Raw genomic sequence first — 17,807 nt, 5'->3', positions numbered from 1 at the left:
CCGTCTGAAGGCTTTGCAGTCTTAACAGCCTGCCGCACCCTTCTAGTCGTCTTGGCAGAGGTGCGCAGACGAAATCACAGATTTCTGGCTTACCGTCAGCCGTAACCGTCTGAAGGCTTTGCAGTCTTAACAGCCTGCCGCACCCTTCTAGTCGTTCTGGCAGAGGTGCGCAGACGAAATCACAGATTTCTGGCTTACCGTCAGCCGTAACCGTCTGAAGGCTTTGCAGTCTTAACAGCCTGCCGCACCCTTCTAGTCGTCTTGGCAGAGGTGCGCAGACGAAATCACAGATTTCTGGCTTACCGTCATTTTTGCTTTGCTTTTTATGGTTTTTGTATTTGTTGGAGGAGTTTATTATGACAATATCTTGGTTGCAGGCGGCCATTTTAGGGGTCTTTGCTAGTCTGTCGTCAATGCCCGGTATGGGCGGGTCAAGTATCGGGAATTATACGCTGGGGCGGCCTCTGGTTGGGGGGCTGGTCTGCGGTATCATTCTTGGTGACTTAAAGACAGGTATTATCTGCGGTGTAGCTATGCAGTTGGTTTACATCGCTCTTGTAACCCCTGGGGGGACGGTATCAGCTGATGTTAGGGCCGTATCTTATATTGGTATTCCGCTTGCTATGGTAGCTATACATGCTCAAGGGATTTCAGCGTCTTCATCGGAAGCAGCTGACTTGGCTAAATCTATGGGAACGCTGGTTGGGACTATCGGAACCGTTCTTTTCTATGGAACAGCAACGCTGAACTTGGCTTGGCAGCATATCGGCTGGCGGGCTGTCGAAAAAGGTGAATTTAAGAAGCTCTATATGGTTGATTGGGGTCTGCCTTGGATTTCCCATATGCTTTTCTCCTTCCTGCCGACTCTCATTATGTGTAAGCTTGGTGCTTCGGCCGTAACAGCTTTGCAGGAAGCACTCCCTATGGATGGTCTGGCTATGAAAACGCTCTTTACAGTCGGCTCCCTCCTCCCTTGTGTTGGGATTGCTATTTTATTGAAGCAGATTGTCGAAAAAGTAACAGATTTTATTCCGTTTTTTGTCGGTTTTACTTTAGCGGCTTCATTGGGGCTTAATTTAGTATCGTGTGCAGTTATTTCATTGATTTTTGCCTTCTTGTTCTACGAAATTGATATGGTAAGACAAAGAGGGGCAGGAGCTGTTTCCGAACCTGATTACGATGACGATGATGAGGAGGACATTTAGATGGCAGAGACAAAGAAAATATCAAAAAAAACACTGGTTAAATCATTTCATCATTGGTATTACGGACATTTAACCTGTTTTTCGCAGGAACATATGCAGACATTTGGCTATCTGACTTCAATGCTTCCTATTGTTGAAGAACTTTATGACCAAAAAGATGATCAAAAGAGATCCATGCAGACCTATACAGCCTTTTTCAATACCGAACCTCAGTTGGGAAGTCTTATCGTCGGTGTAACAGCCGGTTTGGAAGAAGCGCGCGCTAATGGCGAGATGGTCGATGATGAAACCATTAACGGTATGCGTGCTGGCTTAATGGGGCCTATCGCAGGGATTGGCGATTCTCTTGTTGTCGGTACCTTGATTCCTATTCTTTTGGGGGTTGCTTTGGGACTGTCAAATGGCGGGTCGCCGGTCGGTGCTGTTTTCTATATCGTTGTTTGGAATCTGCTGGCTTATTTTGGCATGCGTTTTGCTTATTTCAAAGGTTATGAATTAGGTGATAAGGCTGTGGAATTCCTAGTTGGTCCCCAAGGTCAGGCTATCCGCAAAGCTATTGCTATTGTCGGAGGTATGGTTATTGGGGGAGTTGCAGCGACATGGGTTTCTGTAACGACAGCCTTTCAATTGAAAGATAGGTCAGGAGAAGCCTTCTTGGTGCTGCAAGATCAATTTGATGCCGTTTATCCGGGTCTCTTAACAGCCCTGTTCATCGTCTTTTGTTGGTGGCTTATGGCTAGGAAAAATTTGTCGCCGATCAAAGTCATGCTACTTTTGGTTGTCATTGCTTTTGTTGGTGTTTTAGTCGGCTTCTTTAACCCAGGACTGTCTTACTAGTATCCAAGCAGCAGCTTTCATGAAGTAATGAGAGGACAGGAGTTATGACAAAGCAAGAATTAGTTCAAGGCTATGAAGAGGAAATCCATTACCAAAAGCACATGCTTGAAAATTTAGGCCGCTGGTTCTCATTGTTTTTTATCTTTGCCAGTATTGGCGTTGTTTTACTCTATTTCTTGGCAGCCAATCTTTGGGGGTTAATCATTGGTTTTGCCTTAACGCTTTTGGGAATTTTAGGTATGCTGCTTTTTGGTTATGGGATTTATAAGGGCCGGCTTAATGTGCAGAAGGTAATTGCTGACTTTGAACTAAAGGTAAGCCTTCTGCAAAAATGAGGAACTCTTTTTCTGAAAAAGCGTAATCTCCTGCTTTTCAGAAAAAGAGTTTTTTGTACGGCCTACTGCTATGAATGGTAAAAAATCCTGGTTTAAGATTGGAGGCTGCTTTTTATTTCAAATGTATTAGGAAGAATATAATAAATGTGATATAATAAGCCTATCTTCGGAAAACGCTTTCTTTGAGCTGCAAATGATTCCGGCTGAACTTGAATTGTGTTTAGGGAGTGAAGAGGTAGGGAATGAAATTATCTGAGTTAGTTCTGGATAACTATACAAAATTAAATGAGACGGACTTGCTTATTTGGAATTATATTGCGACCCATAAGGAGGAAGTGTCTCGACTGACGATTAATGACTTAGCGCAAAAGACTAATGTTTCGCGCACAACTATTTCACGCTTTGTACGAAAGATTAAACTGGGGGGATACAGCGAATTAAAAGTGCTTCTGCGTTTGGAGCAGGAGAATCTAAACACTTTTGATACAGAAGTGTTTGAATTTACCTGTGATTCTCTTATTCAGTATATTAATAATCAAAAACATAAAGATTATAAAACAGTCTGTCAGTTGATTTATCAGGCTAAACGAGTCTTTGTCTATGGATCTGGAGACATTCAGATGTCTGTTGCAAAGCAGATTAAGCGGATGTTCACATCGGCCAAAGAAATCATTTATGATTTTGCTGGGACAACTTTTGATCATGCAATGTATGAGGTCTTTAATAAAGAGGATGTGATTATCATGATTTCGCTGAGTGGCAATAGTAAAAAAGTTGTTGATATCGCCTGTCGTTTAAAACTTTTAGGAGTAAAAATTATTTCCATAACCGAATTCAAAAATAATCAGCTAGCCGAATTTAGTGATGAAAATTTATATATTGATTCCATAAATTTAAATTTTTTGCAAAATCATCCCAATTACAAAATTACCATGCCTTACTTTTTATTAGCAGAACTGCTTTTTATTCAATATGCTATCTATAAGAATGAGCAGCTTTTACTGCAAGGTAAAAAAGAAATACTATGATAAAAATTCACAGCTCCTGTGAATTTTTTTTAGTTTCAGGAATAAGTCACAAGAATTGTAAAAGCGCTTGCAAAGTCTTGTTTGGCATTGTACTATTATTCCGTAAGGTACCTTCAAGAGAATAAACGAAATAAACAGAACTGATGACAGCAGTTCATGAGGCTCAAAGATTTATGCTATTTCAACTGTTATTCTGTACAAACAGCCGGCATTTATAATTAATGAAAGGAGCGTCAAATCATTATGATGAAAAAAATTCAACGTTTGGGTGGAGCGATGTTCACCCCAACGCTGTTATTTGCCTTTTCCGGTATTATGGTGGGTCTGTCAATCATTTTTACTAATCCTAATTTAATGGGAGGATTAGCAGATCCTGACCATATTTGGTATCGCTTTTGGCAGGTTATCTCAGCAGGTGCATGGATGATTTTCTTACAGCTGCCGGTTTTATTTGCTTTAGCTTTGCCTATTGCGCTTGCGAAGAAACAGCAGGGGCGAGCCTGCTTGGAGGCAATGGCGACTTATCTGACTTTTAACTATTTTATCAATGCTATGCTGACCCAATGGGGATCTTTCTTTGGTGTGGATATTAGTGCAAAGGCTGGCACAGGTTCTGGTTTAACGATGATTGCCGGTATTAAGACTCTGGATACTGGGATGGTAGGGGCACTTTTTATATCTGGTGTTGTCGTTTGGCTCCACAATCGCTATTTTGATAAAGAACTGCCAGAGACAATGAGCATTTTTAGGGGATCGGCTTATGTAGTAGCGCTGGCTTTTTTTGCTATGATTCCAATCGCTTTTCTGACTTGTATTGGCTGGCCGCTTATCCAAGATGGTATACGAAGCATGCAGGGTTTCTTTATTAACAGCGGCTCCTTGGGCATTTGGGTGTATGGCTTTCTGCAGAAAATTCTCATTCCTACTGGACTTCACCACTTCATCTATGCCCCTTTTACTTATGATAATGCTATTGTTCAAGGCGGGACATCCGCTTACTGGGCAACTCATTTACATGAATTTGCCACATCATCATCCAGCTTAAAAGAACTGTTTCCTATCGGCTTTTCCTTATCTGGTATGGCAAAAGTTTTCGGGTCAATTGGTGTAGCAGGTGCTTTTTATGTGACTTCCCGTCCGGAAAAGAAAAAACAAGTTCTTGTTCTCATGATTCCGGCAACCTTAACAGCAGTTTTAACGGGGATTACGGAACCGCTTGAGTTTACTTTTCTCTTTATTTCTCCTTTCCTTTTTGCTGTTCATGCCTTTTTGGATGCTAGTTTGCAGGCCTTATCATTTGCCTTTGGTGTTGTTGGTGATTTTGGCGGCGGGATTATCAACTGGGTTTTCTTAAATTGGCTGCCTTTAGGCTACTACCACTGGCCGACCTATCTTACACAGGTTATTCTGGGGTTGGTATTTATGGTGATTTGGTTTCTTGTGTTTGTATTTTTAATCCGCCGTTTTGATATAAAAACGCCAGGACGTGAGGAGGATAATGAAGAGACGAAACTGTACAGCAAGGATGACTATATCTCAAAAAAAGGCAGCTCGAAAAACAGTAATAAATCAGCAACGATGATTCAGGCTGAAAGATATTTGGATCTAATGGGGGGTGCTACTAATATTGCTGATGTTACAAACTGTGCCACACGATTGCGAGTAACCTTAAAAGATGAGTCGAAACTGGGTAGTGAGTCGGCATTCAAAGCAGCCGGCGCTCATGGTCTTGTGCATAACGGCAAAGCTGTTCAAGTTATTGTTGGGCTTGATGTGCCTTATGTCAGAGACGATTTTGAAAGCTTGCTAAGTTTTAATTAGTAAGCCCAGTTTGCTATTTGTATGAAAGAAGATTAGTAAAGTATTTACTGTCAAGCAACGGCTTGCTTGCCTGTGATTTTTAAATGATTGCATTTTAATGAATTGAACACGGCCTAAGAGCTGTGCAAAAAAGACAGCCCTTCCTTGAGTCTCTAGTGACTCGGCGGTCAGGCTCCTATTTTTGCTTTGCTCTTTTAACGGCCTTTGTATCTTATGAATTGAACACGGCCTAAACGCTGCGGGAAAAAGATGTCCTGACTTAGAATCTGACGATTCGTCAGTCAGTCCCCTATCTTCCTTTTGCGTTCTTAACGGCCTTTGTATCTTATTTTAAAGGAGTTTTGGTTATGGAACGTCAAAGACAAAATATTGTTATTGCCGGCGGCGGCAGCACTTATACAGCAGGGATTGTCACTATGCTTTTGGATAATTATGACAATTTTCCGATTGCTTCTATCAAATTGTATGATAATTTAGAAGAAAGGCAAACCCGTGTTGCTAAAGCTTGTGAAATTATTGTAAAAGAAAGGCATCCGGACATTGTGTTTACTTATACCACTGACCCTGTAGAGGCGTTTAAGGGGGTTGATTTTGTGATGGCACAGCTCCGTGTTGGACTTTTTGCCATGCGGGAACTGGATGAAAAAATTCCATTTAAGCATGGTGTGGTAGGTCAGGAAACATGCGGACCCGGAGGGATTGCTTATGGCTTGCGCACCATTGGTCCTTTGATTGAAATTATTGATTATATGGAAAAATATTCCCCTAACGCATGGATGCTTAATTATTCAAACCCAGCGGCTATAGTAGCAGAGGCCTGCCGAATTTTGCGCCCCAACGCTCGTGTTATTAATATTTGTGATATGCCGGTTTGTCTGGAGGAAATTTTCGCTCGGATTTTGGGCTTGAATTCGCGTAAAGATTTCGACGTGCGCTATTATGGTCTTAACCACTTTGGCTGGTGGACCCAGATTCGTGACCACCAGGGGAATGATCTGATGCCGCGGCTGATGGAATATGTCAAAGAGCATGGTTATGAAGAGTATACACCGCAAGGACAGCATAAAGAGTCCTCTTGGCTGGAAACAATGCGGGCAGCTAAAGATCTCTATGCTATGGATCCGACTAAGCTGTGGAACACCTATTTAAAGTATTACCTCATGGCACCGGAAACAGTAGCACATTCTGATCATGATTATACCAGAGCCAATGAAATTATGGATCGCCGCGAAAAAGACACACGCGAAGAGTGTGAACGTATCGTTGCAGCTGGGACAGCGAAAGGGACTTGGTTTGCCTCCAATGAGCATGCACAATTTATTGTGGATCTTGCTTGCGCTCTGGCTTTTAATACCAAAGAACGCTTCTTGCTTATCGTACCGAATAATGGCGCTATTGCTAATTTTCCAGATGATGCAATGGTCGAAATCCCATGTATTGTCAGCAAAGACCAGTATGAGCCGCTCTCCATAGGCAAGATTCCTACCTTCCAAAAAGGATTGATGGAACAGCAGATTGCTTCAGAGAAGCTGGCTGTCGAAGCATGGATTGAGGGAAGCTATCAAAAGTTATGGCAATCTTTTATGATGAACAAATCAGTGCCTAGTGCAAAAATTGCCAAGGAAATCTTAGATGATATGATTGAGGCCAACAAAGAGTTTTGGCCGGAACTGCATTGAGATTGCTGTCAGGGGCTGGGGCAATAAGCCCCAGCTTTTTTCCGAGCTCTTGAGCATATGTTATCAGCTGCTAATGGCAGCTGACTGAGCTTTGAGACAAGACATATGTCCTAAGATTTTTGCGGTTTCAGCCAAATGCAGGAAAATTGATTTTTTATATCGGATTATGGTTTTGCTGTCTTGTTCAATTAAAAGGGAAAAGTAATGAAAAGAAAAAAAGAAATATTTGTTTTGGTGCAGTTCTTCTCCTATATCAGCTTTGGCTTGTGTATGGCACTACTGATTCCTTTTATGGCAGAACTAGGCTATAATTCTTATCAGAGAGGCTATGCCCTGTCAGGCTATGCAGTCCTTAATATTCTTTTGCAATTAATTTTTGGTTACTTATCTGATAAATGGGGAACAGCTAAATGGATTAATTTAATGTCTATGCTGGTTTTTGTATTGGCAGCGGTTAGACTGTTTGCAGGGAGAGAACCGTCTTTTGTTATTTTACTGGGGTTGGTTTCCATTACAGGAGGTTTTTTAAACAGTCTCTGCGGGCTTGAAGATACTTGGATTATTGGTATAAATTACTATTTTCGAAAAAGTCTGTCGACCCTGAAAGCTTTTGGTTCTATTGGCTGGGCTTTAGGCAGTATGGGAGGCGGCTTGCTTTTGCACCATTTTGGTTACCGAGGGATTGGTCTGCTTATTGCTGGTCTGGGTTCTTTGGTCTTGGTTTTAATGATTTTCCTTCCTGATATTGAAAAGTTCAATAAGAAAACAGTAGTTTCGGGCAAAGATTTGATCGGCCTTTTTCAAATAAAAGCTTATATTATTCTGCTGCTGATTCTTTTCTTTCTTTATGCGATGGTAGTAGCCAATACAAGCTTGGTAGTCGACAAAATGTTGTTTTTAGGGGCTAGCAGCATAGAAATTTCGTTAAAGTGGGGGATGGGAGCTGTTTTGGAAATTCCGATGTATCTTTTTGGCATGCACTTTATTGATAAATACGGTGCCCTTGGGATGCTAAAGGTGAGTGCGGTTATTTCATCGCTACAATTTCTGTTATTTGCTTTAGTCAATCATAGTTCCCTGATTGTCTTAATTTGTGTACTGCAAGTATTTACAACACCAATTATCCTGATTAGTTCGAAATGGCTTATTGCTGAGCTGATACCATCCTATCTTAACAGCAGCGGGCAGCTGCTGGCACTCAGTCTTTATATGGGCTTATCCTCACTGCTTATTCCCCTTCTGAGTGGTGTTTTGGGCTTGAATCTTGGCTATTCAGTGAGTCTAGCTCTATTTTCCCTATTTGGCGTGCTGGCTTTTATTTTCTGCCTTTTTTTCGAAAAGGAAGTAGGGACCTCGGGAACATAAATGCAGTTGAAGAGTTTTCTGAATTTTATTAATTTTCAAAAGTATAGGGTTAAAACTATTGACAGAAATAAAAAATAAAGGTATACTACAATCAATCATAAACAAGGAGCCAGAGATGTCCAAGTACGCTTTATCTTTGCATAAACAACTGCACCATCGCTATTACTTTAGTTTCTTTAGATAGACGTTTGTAGGGTTGTTGCCGGTACAAACGTCACTTCAGGTTTGTATCTATGAAGCTAAAGCATTTTGTTGTGACCAAGCCGATTAGATAATAGTTCTAACTGGCTCAAGAAAGAATGAAAAATTTTCATCTTACCCGCAATGAAACCGGTTAGAAGAAGGAGCTAACTGGTTTTTTTATTGTTTATGAACGGACATTCCTGTTCTGCGGTGCTGTATAAGGCTGCTGTAACAGAAAAATTAAAAAAAGAGGTACACAGTATGAAACGCTTAATGAAAACAGTATGTGGTTTAGGTCTTGCTTGTCTTTTATTAGCGGCTTGCTCTCAAAAGTCTGATAGCAGTAAAACGGCTGCAAGCGATGCTAAACATATTGGGATTTTGCAGTATGTTGAACACGAATCTTTGACTGCTGCCCGTAAAGGCTTTATTGATGAGCTGGAGCAAGAAGGCTATGTGGATGGCGATAATATCGTTATCGATTACGAAAACGCTCAGGGAGATCAGGCTAATTTGCAAACTATTTCTGAGAGTCTGGTTCAGGATAATGATCTTGTTCTGGGGATTGCTACTCCAGCTGCTCAGGCCTTAGCAACAGCCTCTTCTGATGTGCCTATTTTATTTACAGCCGTTACCGATCCGGTATCAGCTAAGCTGGTAGACTCTATGGAGAAGCCGGGCAGTAACGTAACCGGGACAAGTGATCTTTCACCTATCGACAAGCAGGTTGAATTGCTGCAGGAAGTTCTGCCTGATGTCAAAAAAGTTGGTATTATGTATACAACAAACGAACGGAATTCAGAGGTTCAGGTTGAAGATGCAAAAAAAGCTTTTAAAGCTGCCGGTATTGAAACGGTGGTCAAGGGTATCTCATCCACCAATGATGTTCAGGATACAGCTAAAAGTTTGATGAATCAAACAGAAGTACTATTTATCCCGACAGATAATACAATTGTCAGCTCAATATCTCTGATTACCGATTTGTCTAAAGAGATGAAAGTTCCAGTTGTCGGTGGTTCAGCTGATGTTGTAGAAAGCGGTGTGCTCTTCTCTTATGGAGCTGACTACGAAGCGCTTGGCCGTCAGACAGCACAGCTAGCGGTGAAAATTTTAGAAGGCGAAGAGCCAGATAAGATTGCTGCCGAGTATCCAGATACCCTTCAAGTTGTTGTTAATGATGAGATGGCTGAAACGCTGGGGATTGATATCAGTGCCATCAAGGAATAAGAAAACAGATTGAGATTAAGTTATTTTCAAGAGAGGAAATCATGGCAGATATAGTATTATCAAGTATTTCACAGGGCCTGTTATGGTCGGTCATGGCTATCGGGGTTTTCTTAACCTTTCGAATTTTAGATATTGCTGATCTTTCAGCTGAGGGAAGTTTCCCGATGGGTGCTGCTGTTTGTGCCTTACTGATTGTCAAGGGTTTGCACCCTTTTTGGGCGACTGTTGCCGGCATGCTTGGCGGTATGCTGGCCGGTGCTGTTTCAGGTTTTATGCACACAAAGATGAAAATTCCGGCTCTGCTGACAGGGATTATCACGCTGACAGGTCTTTACTCGGTCAATTTGCTGATTTTGGGGCGCTCTAATCTTTCGCTTTCCGGTCAAATTACTTTGGTTAGTATTGTTCAGGACTGGGGCCTGGAAAAAACAACGGCAGTTCTGCTTATTGGGGGAGCGTTTGTGGGAGCGGTCATCCTGAGTTTGGTGATACTGCTCAACACACAAATCGGTTTGGCTTTGCGGGCTACCGGCGATAATCTGGCCATGGGGGAAGCAAACGGCATCAAAGTTGACCGTATGAAAATTCTTGGTTATATGCTGAGCAATGGCTTGATAGCCCTTTCTGGTGCTCTTTTAGCTCAGAACAATGGTTATGCTGATTTGAATATGGGTGTTGGGACGATTGTCATAGGTCTGGCTTCTATCATTCTGGCAGAGGTTGTTATTAAATACCTTCCGCTGGGTCAGCGTTTGCTGTCGATTGTCCTGGGAGCTGTGCTTTACCGCTTGATAATTGTTATTATTTTAGCTATGAATGTTGACGCTCAGATGATTAAATTGGTTTCAGCTCTTCTTTTAGCCCTGATTCTCTATGTCCCTGAAATTCGCAGCAAACTGAAAATTAAGCCAGCCGGTACATTGAAAGCAGAGGGAGAGAAGCGATGAGTTTACTGACATTAACCAATATTCATAAAACTTTTGAAAAGGGAACTGTAAATGAAAATCATGTACTGCGCGGACTGGACTTGAACATTAACCAGGGGGATTTTATCTCTGTTATCGGCGGCAACGGTGCCGGGAAATCTACGCTGCTCAACAGCATAGCCGGTGTTGTTGATATTGATCAGGGGGATATCCTGCTGGAAGGAGAGTCGCTTCGCAAAGAGCCTGTCGCAAAACGGGCCAAAAAAATCAGCCGTGTTTTTCAGGACCCGCGCATGGGGACAGCGACTAACCTGACAATTGAGGAAAATATGGCGATTGCCTATTTCCGCGGTGAAAAGCGCAGTCTCTTCAAAAAAGCTGTGACAGATAAGGACAGAGCGGTTTTTAAAACAGCCTTGTCTGAACTAGGTCTGGGGCTGGAAGACAGACTGAAAACAGATGCAGCTTTTTTATCCGGCGGACAGCGTCAGGCTCTGACTTTGGCTATGGCAACGCTCCTTCGGCCTAAGCTTCTGCTGCTTGATGAACATACGGCAGCGCTTGATCCTAAAACCAGTGACATGGTTATGGCACTTACTAAAAAAATCGTGGAAGAACAGCGGCTGACTACATTGATGATAACGCACAATATGGAGCATGCCATTGCTTACGGCAATCGCTTGGTGATGCTCTATCACGGCAAAATAGTAGTGGATGTCCGCGGCAAGGAGAAAACCTCTCTGACCGTTGCCCAGCTCATGGATCTTTTCCACAAGAACAGCGGGGAAGTACTGGCCGATGATGCTTTAGTTCTCGGATAAAAAAGTATCTGTCTTGAGTTCATCTGTCAGACAGCTGGTCCAGAAAATACAGCTCTCTTCCAATAAAATTTCCGCTGGTTTGTCTAAACCAGCTGTCTGCGGTCTTTGGGCCGCTTTTTTATTTAAAGAGCTGGATAAAAAAACTTTGACTGGTATTTTTCACCGTTGCATCAGCGAAGTCAGACTTTTATTTCCATATTCTTGTGGGATTTTATAAAAAAATGAGTTTTCTTCTTGACTATTTTTGACCAAGTGATACAATAGATTCTGTAAGTTAGCACTCAATGATTAAGAGTGCTAAAAAAAGAAAGTACTATTTTGGAGGTAAAAGGATGTTAAAACCATTAGGTGACCGCGTAGTCTTGAAAGTAGAAGAAGCAAAAGAACAGACTGTCGGCGGTTTTGTTCTTGCTGGCGGCAGCAAGGAAAAGACACAATTAGCAACTGTTCAGGCCGTTGGTGCAGGGACTCGTGCTTTAAATGGTGATTTGATTGAGCTGAGCGTTAAGGTTGGCGATACTGTTGTCTTTGAAGAATTTGCAGGTGTGGAAGTCAAAGATGCAGGTGAAAGCTACCTGCTGGTTCACGAGTCAGATATTCTGGCCGTTGTTCAATAAAAAAGTGATATCAGTCTGTAGGCTGTTGAGCCTGTATTATTAAGAACTTTGAATGACTGTAATATTAATGAGATTTTAGAGTGAGGTAAATAGAGAATGGCAAAAGAAATTAAATTTTCATCAGATGCAAGAAGCAGCATGGTACGCGGTGTCGATACCCTGGCTGATACGGTAAAAGTCACCTTGGGACCTAAAGGACGCAATGTTGTTCTTGAAAAATCTTTTGGCTCGCCTTTGATTACAAACGATGGGGTGACCATTGCTAAAGAAATTGAACTGGAAGATCATTTTGAAAATATGGGAGCTAAACTGGTATCAGAAGTTGCTTCTAAAACTAATGATATTGCAGGTGACGGAACGACAACAGCGACCGTTTTGACCCAGGCAATTGTGCGCGAAGGCTTAAAAAATGTCACTGCAGGTGCTAATCCAATCGGTATCCGCCGCGGAATTGAAACAGCTGTGACAACTGCAGTAGAAGAGTTAAAAGCGATTTCTCAGCCTGTTTCCGGTAAAGAAGCTATCGCACAGGTTGCTGCTGTTTCATCACGTTCTGAAAAAGTTGGGGACTATATTTCTGAGGCGATGGAGAAAGTCGGCAATGACGGTGTTATTACGATTGAAGAATCACGCGGGATGGAAACTGAACTGGATGTCGTTGAAGGGATGCAGTTTGACCGCGGCTATCTTTCTCAATATATGGTAACGGACAACGAAAAAATGGTTGCCGATTTGGAAAATCCTTATATCTTGATTACCGATAAGAAAATTACTAATATTCAGGATGTTCTGCCTTTGCTTGAGGAAATCCTTAAAACCAGCCGTCCGCTGCTGATTATTGCTGACGATGTGGAAGGTGAAGCTCTGCCGACCCTTGTTCTCAATAAAATCCGCGGAACATTCAACGTGGTTGCCGTTAAGGCACCTGGTTTCGGTGACCGCCGCAAGGATATGTTAGAAGATATTGCTGTTTTGACAGGCGGTACAGTGATTACTGAAGACTTAGGTCTTGATCTGAAAGATGCTACAATGGCCGTACTTGGCCAAGCCAATAAGGTTACTGTCGACAAAGACTCCACTGTTATTGTTGAAGGTGCTGGCGACAGTGCCGCTATTGCCAACCGTGTCAGCATCATCAGATCACAAATTGAGACAACAACGTCTGATTTTGATCGTGAAAAGCTGCAGGAACGTTTGGCAAAATTATCCGGTGGTGTTGCAGTCATTAAAGTTGGTGCAGCGACAGAAACTGAACTGAAAGAAATGAAACTGCGCATTGAAGATGCCTTGAATGCGACACGCGCAGCAGTTGAAGAAGGTATCGTGGCAGGCGGCGGAACAGCTTTTGTCAATGTGATGAGCAAAGTCGCTGCTCTGGATTTGGATGGTGATGAAGCAACCGGCCGTAACATTGTGCTGCGTGCTTTGGAAGAACCTGTTCGCCAAATCGCTGTGAATGCCGGCTATGAAGGCTCAGTTGTTATCGAACGTCTGAAAAACAGCCAAGCAGGAACTGGCTTTAATGCAGCCAGCGGAGATTGGACAGATATGGTTGATGCCGGGATCATTGATCCTGTCAAAGTGACTCGCTCTGCTCTGCAAAATGCAGCCTCAGTTGCCAGCTTGATTCTGACAACAGAAGCTGTTGTTGCGGACAAACCGGCTCCTGAATCTGCAGCTCCGGCAGCTCCAGCAATGGATCCTTCAATGATGGGCGGCATGATGTAAATATAAATTCAAGAGGCTGGGACAAAAGTTCCTGCCTCTTGAACTTTTTTAGATGGATGCGTTTGACGCAGTGGTTGATTGGAAGTTCTTATCCCTTGTCGAGCAAGGGATAGCGGCCTCCCTAATCAACTTTGCGGAGGTGGGACAGCAAAATCGAAATCGGCATTTTATGACGATTTACCGATTTTTGTCCCACCCTCTTTTCTGTTTATTTTTGTCTTTTGATTATGATAAGGGGCATTTTTGGGGCACCAGCATGTTTGCTTCGCAATCATCACAAATGTGTAAAAAACATAGGAAAACCTCATTAGGTCTTCGATTATAAAAATGTCTCAGTTTCCTTTGTTTTATGAAACTGATATCGTCTGCTGGACAGCTTTCTGCCTTTAATTGATTGGTATAAGGTTTGTAATAGGACTGTAAGAGAACTTTTGTTATAATGACATTATCAGTATATGCTTTTTAATAAAGGAAGGTTCTGTTTTGGGTAAGAAAATGTGGCTGCAGTTTACCGAAGCTGCAAAGAGACAGTTTGCCAAAAAAGGGGTACAGATAGGTCTGGGTGTTTTTGTGCTGGTCCTTTTGTTTTTGGGAATCTGGGGACGGATGGTTTTTTCTAAAACAAATTTAATCAGGGATTATGTAGCAGCACGAAGCGATCAATCAGGGGATCCATTTGAAAATATTAAAGGTTACTTAGTTTGGGCGGATACCAAGGAAAAGGTAACCAATGATGATGTTAAATATGCCAAGTACAGCCCCATCAGTAAACAGCAGGCCGATGAGCTGAAAGAGGAGCTGGAAAGGGCTGATGAGTCTGATGACTACTATGTTGAGCGAGTGGGCACACGGTTTTTCTTTTTTCCGGATTACCGCATTGCCATGAAACCAATGAGCCTGACCATTAAAACCAATCTGCCTAATATGGATGTTTTGCTCAACCAGAAACGTCTGGCAGCCAGTGATTCTGAGGATTTCAGTGTGACTGTGGACCGCCTGCCGATCGCTGATGATTACACAGCCAGTATTTCCGGCAGATACAATGATAAGACAGTTGAGCTGAGCAAGTCCTATGATGGGGAGAATCCTGTCTTGGATTTATTTGTAACATTTAAGAACTTTACCGTAAACAGTAATTTAACGGATGGTGATTTGTATTTTGGAGAGACTAAGGTCGCTGCTTTGGCTAATGGGACCTACCAGGTTGAAGACTATCCTGTAACTGATTCGGCGGATGCTTATGTGAAAAAAACCTTTGAAGACGGGGATCTTGAGTCTAACAAGCAGCCGCTGGCTGATATTGCCGAAGGCGGGACAGTAGACTTAAATGTCGATAATCTGCTGGATGAGACGGGTGCTGTTCAGTATCTGCAGACTGTCTTTGATCAGCTGTCTGCTTACGCTGAGACCAAGCAGGATCCAAGCAATGTGACTGCAGTCTTTGAAAAGGGCACTGACAATGATTTTTATAAGGCGCTGAAAGAAAGTGTCGCAGATAAACTGGAAAACGACCGCCGTAAGGCTTCTGATTTTACAGTCAGTGATGTGACTTTAAACAGTCTGGAGCAGGTTGGTAAAGAAAGCTATCTGCTAAACTTTGCTGTCAGCTACGCCTTTTATTACGATAAGGCGACGGATACTGATAAAAGCTCCTATGGCAATATCGTTCAGGCGCTGACAGGCCAGCTGACTTTGAAGAAATCTGATTCAGGTTACCTTGTTGCACAGGAAGGACAGAAAAATCTCACCGTCACTTGGGAAGATAATCAGGTTCAAGCAGATCCTGACTTGCCGGAAGGACTTTTAGGCAGCTGGGAAGCTAAACAGTCAGATAAGACTATCAGCCTGACTTTTGCGGAAGACGGTACGGTGACTAAGACAATTGATTATAAAAGCAATAAAAAAGAGGACCGAACAGTCACTGCGGTCATCAGCAGTTTGGAAACAGTAGCCGACAGCACTTACCGCTATGTGTATGAAGCGGGAAGTGACCCGTCAGCTTTTGTTGCGGCGGACAGTCTGGATGACCCTGATAACAGTCAGTATGGTTTCAAGCTGGAAGATTCCAAGCTGACCCTGCTCATCTGGGAAGACGGCAAGGAAAAGACAGATCTTACCTTGAAGAAAAAATAAATGACCCGACTGGAAAGTCAGAAAATTGCATAATAAAAAAGCAACAGTTTTACTCCGCTGTTGCTTTTTAGTATAGAATGAGTATTTAGAGGTATAGCAGGCCTGCTTTTAGCATCTGTTTAATCTCTTTTATCAGTCCGCAGAAGCAAACAGTGCTGCAGCTGTTTTAAAGCTGTCAGATTCTGCCTCAGCCGTTATAGTTTCTAAAGTCAAAGGGTGCCTAAAACTGATTCGGTAAGCATGCAGCATCAGGCGGCTGTGAGCAACCGAACTGTAGAGAGGGTCGCCTATCAGAGCATGGCCGTGGTAGGCCAGATGTACCCGGATTTGATGGGTACGTCCGGTTTCTAAGGAACAGTCCAGCAGGCAGGCTTGTTTATACTGATTCAGCCGTTTGACCTTGGTGACAGCGGTCTGACCGTTTTTTCTGTCAACCAGCCGCTTACGCCGATCATGGCGGTCTCGTCCGATTTTTTCCCGGTAAATGCAGTTATCGCTTGGAAATTCCCCTTGAGCGAGTGCTAAGTAGCGGCGGGCGATCCGTTTTTCTTCCAGCAGACGGTTGAGAATAGGGAGGATAAAAGGGTTTTTGGCAAAGATCAAAACACCGCTGGTTTCCTTATCTAAACGGTGGACAACATAGCAGGTTTGGCCGGTATAGGCCGAAACATGATTGAGCAGGGCAATTTCGCCGGGCTCGTTGCCATGTGTTTTCATGCCTTCATCTTTATTGACAATAATAAGGTGCTCGTCTTCATAGAGGCAGTTCACTTTATTTTTATCTCCCATTATCACATTTTTAGAAGGGTAGTCCTCTTCGTCAAACTGTAAATAAAGAATATCGCCGGGTTCTGCCTGATTTTGCCAATGCACAGGCTGGCCATTGAGCCAGACATGGTTTTTGCTGCGTAAGAAATGCCGGATTTTCCTAGGAATGAGGAGATGCTCTTCTAAAAGTTCTTTAATCGTGCAGGGCCCGTAAGGGTTTTTAAGGGTTACTGAAAATGCCATATGTTTATTATAACACCTTACCTGCTGAAAATATTTGCAGCAAAGATATTTTTCTGGGAATTTGTCTAATAAAATACCGTTTTTAAGAGCTGAAATCAGCGGTTTATGGTTTCCGGCTGTCGTTTTATGCCAAAATTGCATGACAACATAAATTTATAATTGCTTGATTTAAAGGTGTTTTGAATTGTTTTATGTAATTATATAAAGAGAATTAACCAAGCAGTGTATTTTTTAGTTAATGATATAGAATAAAGTGCATTTTATTGTGTATTATAAATCTTGATAAATATTAACACTGTTGGCATAATGTTAATATAGAAAAGAGGTGTACAGTTTATGACTACAATTACATTTAAGGTTGACGATGAAATGAAGAAAGAAGCTACGGAGTTATATAAATCAATGGGTTTAGATTTGTCTAGTGCTTTGCGACTGTTTTTGAAGCAATCGTTGGTTACCCGCAGCATCCCTTTTGTCATTAGGGCTGATGGATTAACGCCTATTATTGAGGATTCATTAAAGTCTAGTGGTAAAAAGTCAAGATAAAGTTGTCAAAACTTTAGTTAACTTTCAGTAAACTAGGGTGCACTAAAAACACCTAGCGAAAAATGACATTTTTCACTAGCTTGACCAAGGACATGTGCAGATACTAGCTATCTTGCATAGGCCTCCTTGGTGGCGTATAGAGTTGGCGGTTGCGTAGTAGCGCATCCACCAGACGCACAAATTTTCTAGCGGTTAAGACGATGGCTCGTTTGTGTTGGTGTTTAGGAACTTCTTGATACTTCTTCTTGTAAAAGGCTTTGTATTCGTCATCATAGCGCCTCACCGAGTTGGCGGCTTCAACTAAGTAATAACGGAGATAGCGATTGCCTCGTTTGACAAGGTCAG

Annotated in this window: 15 protein-coding genes and 1 pseudogene; 14 read left to right on the top strand and 2 right to left on the bottom strand. The window is 42.4% G+C overall.

The window, feature by feature from the left end; all coding sequences use genetic code 11:
- Positions 1–356: 356 nt before the first annotated feature.
- From AB3329_RS10775 to AB3329_RS10715, 13 genes are all read left to right on the top strand, one after another.
- Positions 357–1,205 carry a PTS mannose/fructose/sorbose/N-acetylgalactosamine transporter subunit IIC gene (locus AB3329_RS10775; RefSeq protein WP_368396126.1) on the top strand — a complete coding sequence of 283 codons (849 nt, stop codon included), beginning with the start codon at positions 357–359 and terminating at the stop codon, positions 1,203–1,205.
- Positions 1,206–2,042 carry a PTS system mannose/fructose/sorbose family transporter subunit IID gene (locus AB3329_RS10770; RefSeq protein ID WP_368396125.1) on the top strand — a complete coding sequence of 279 codons (837 nt, stop codon included), beginning with the start codon at positions 1,206–1,208 and terminating at the stop codon, positions 2,040–2,042.
- Between the two features lie 44 nt (positions 2,043–2,086).
- Complete coding sequence (locus AB3329_RS10765; protein WP_368396123.1) at positions 2,087–2,377, top strand: DUF202 domain-containing protein; 291 nt, start codon at positions 2,087–2,089, stop codon at positions 2,375–2,377.
- Between the two features lie 242 nt (positions 2,378–2,619).
- Positions 2,620–3,405, top strand: coding sequence for a MurR/RpiR family transcriptional regulator (locus tag AB3329_RS10760; RefSeq protein ID WP_368396121.1), 786 nt, complete (start codon positions 2,620–2,622; stop codon positions 3,403–3,405).
- 243 nt (positions 3,406–3,648) lie between these two features.
- Positions 3,649–5,226: an alpha-glucoside-specific PTS transporter subunit IIBC gene (locus AB3329_RS10755; protein ID WP_368396120.1), complete on the top strand. Its 1,578-nt coding sequence runs from the start codon at positions 3,649–3,651 to the stop codon at positions 5,224–5,226.
- Positions 5,227–5,573: 347 nt separating this feature from the next.
- A complete protein-coding gene (locus AB3329_RS10750) occupies positions 5,574–6,905 on the top strand; it encodes a 6-phospho-alpha-glucosidase (protein WP_368396119.1) in 1,332 nt (443 codons plus the stop codon).
- Between the two features lie 204 nt (positions 6,906–7,109).
- A complete protein-coding gene (locus AB3329_RS10745) occupies positions 7,110–8,270 on the top strand; it encodes an MFS transporter (RefSeq protein WP_368396117.1) in 1,161 nt (386 codons plus the stop codon).
- Between the two features lie 444 nt (positions 8,271–8,714).
- Positions 8,715–9,680 carry an ABC transporter substrate-binding protein gene (locus AB3329_RS10740; protein ID WP_368396116.1) on the top strand — a complete coding sequence of 322 codons (966 nt, stop codon included), beginning with the start codon at positions 8,715–8,717 and terminating at the stop codon, positions 9,678–9,680.
- Between the two features lie 41 nt (positions 9,681–9,721).
- Positions 9,722–10,627, top strand: coding sequence for an ABC transporter permease (locus tag AB3329_RS10735; protein ID WP_368396115.1), 906 nt, complete (start codon positions 9,722–9,724; stop codon positions 10,625–10,627).
- On the top strand, positions 10,624–11,427 hold the full coding sequence (locus AB3329_RS10730; RefSeq protein ID WP_368396114.1) for an ABC transporter ATP-binding protein: 804 nt from the start codon (positions 10,624–10,626) through the stop codon (positions 11,425–11,427). Before AB3329_RS10735 ends, AB3329_RS10730 begins: the two co-directional genes overlap by 4 nt.
- A 332-nt stretch (positions 11,428–11,759) precedes the next feature.
- Positions 11,760–12,044 carry a co-chaperone GroES gene (gene groES, locus AB3329_RS10725; protein ID WP_368396113.1) on the top strand — a complete coding sequence of 95 codons (285 nt, stop codon included), beginning with the start codon at positions 11,760–11,762 and terminating at the stop codon, positions 12,042–12,044.
- A gap of 96 nt (positions 12,045–12,140) precedes the next feature.
- The gene (gene groL / locus AB3329_RS10720; protein ID WP_368396112.1) at positions 12,141–13,772 is read left to right on the top strand and encodes a chaperonin GroEL; all 1,632 of its coding nucleotides are present in this window, start codon (positions 12,141–12,143) and stop codon (positions 13,770–13,772) included.
- A 483-nt stretch (positions 13,773–14,255) separates the two neighbouring features.
- On the top strand, positions 14,256–15,905 hold the full coding sequence (locus tag AB3329_RS10715; protein ID WP_368396111.1) for a zinc ribbon domain-containing protein: 1,650 nt from the start codon (positions 14,256–14,258) through the stop codon (positions 15,903–15,905).
- A 132-nt stretch (positions 15,906–16,037) separates the two neighbouring features.
- On the opposite strand, the gene AB3329_RS10710 is transcribed toward AB3329_RS10715, so the two are convergent.
- Positions 16,038–16,916, bottom strand: coding sequence for an RluA family pseudouridine synthase (locus tag AB3329_RS10710; RefSeq protein WP_368396109.1), 879 nt, complete (start codon positions 16,914–16,916; stop codon positions 16,038–16,040).
- Between the two features lie 336 nt (positions 16,917–17,252).
- Between AB3329_RS10710 and AB3329_RS10705 the strand changes: the two genes are divergently transcribed.
- On the top strand, positions 17,253–17,462 hold the full coding sequence (locus tag AB3329_RS10705) for a type II toxin-antitoxin system RelB/DinJ family antitoxin (RefSeq protein WP_368396108.1): 210 nt from the start codon (positions 17,253–17,255) through the stop codon (positions 17,460–17,462).
- Positions 17,463–17,565: 103 nt separating this feature from the next.
- Here AB3329_RS10705 and AB3329_RS10700 read toward each other — a convergent pair.
- Positions 17,566–17,807 (bottom strand): annotated as a pseudogene (locus tag AB3329_RS10700) (IS110 family transposase); the annotation flags it as partial.

Origin of the sequence: Streptococcus huangxiaojuni, from assembly GCF_040930515.1 — a bacterium.
Classification (GTDB): domain Bacteria; phylum Bacillota; class Bacilli; order Lactobacillales; family Streptococcaceae; genus Streptococcus; species Streptococcus huangxiaojuni.
The sequence above is the reverse complement of the archived record's forward strand: the minus strand, read 5'-3'. Positions and strand labels throughout refer to the sequence as shown.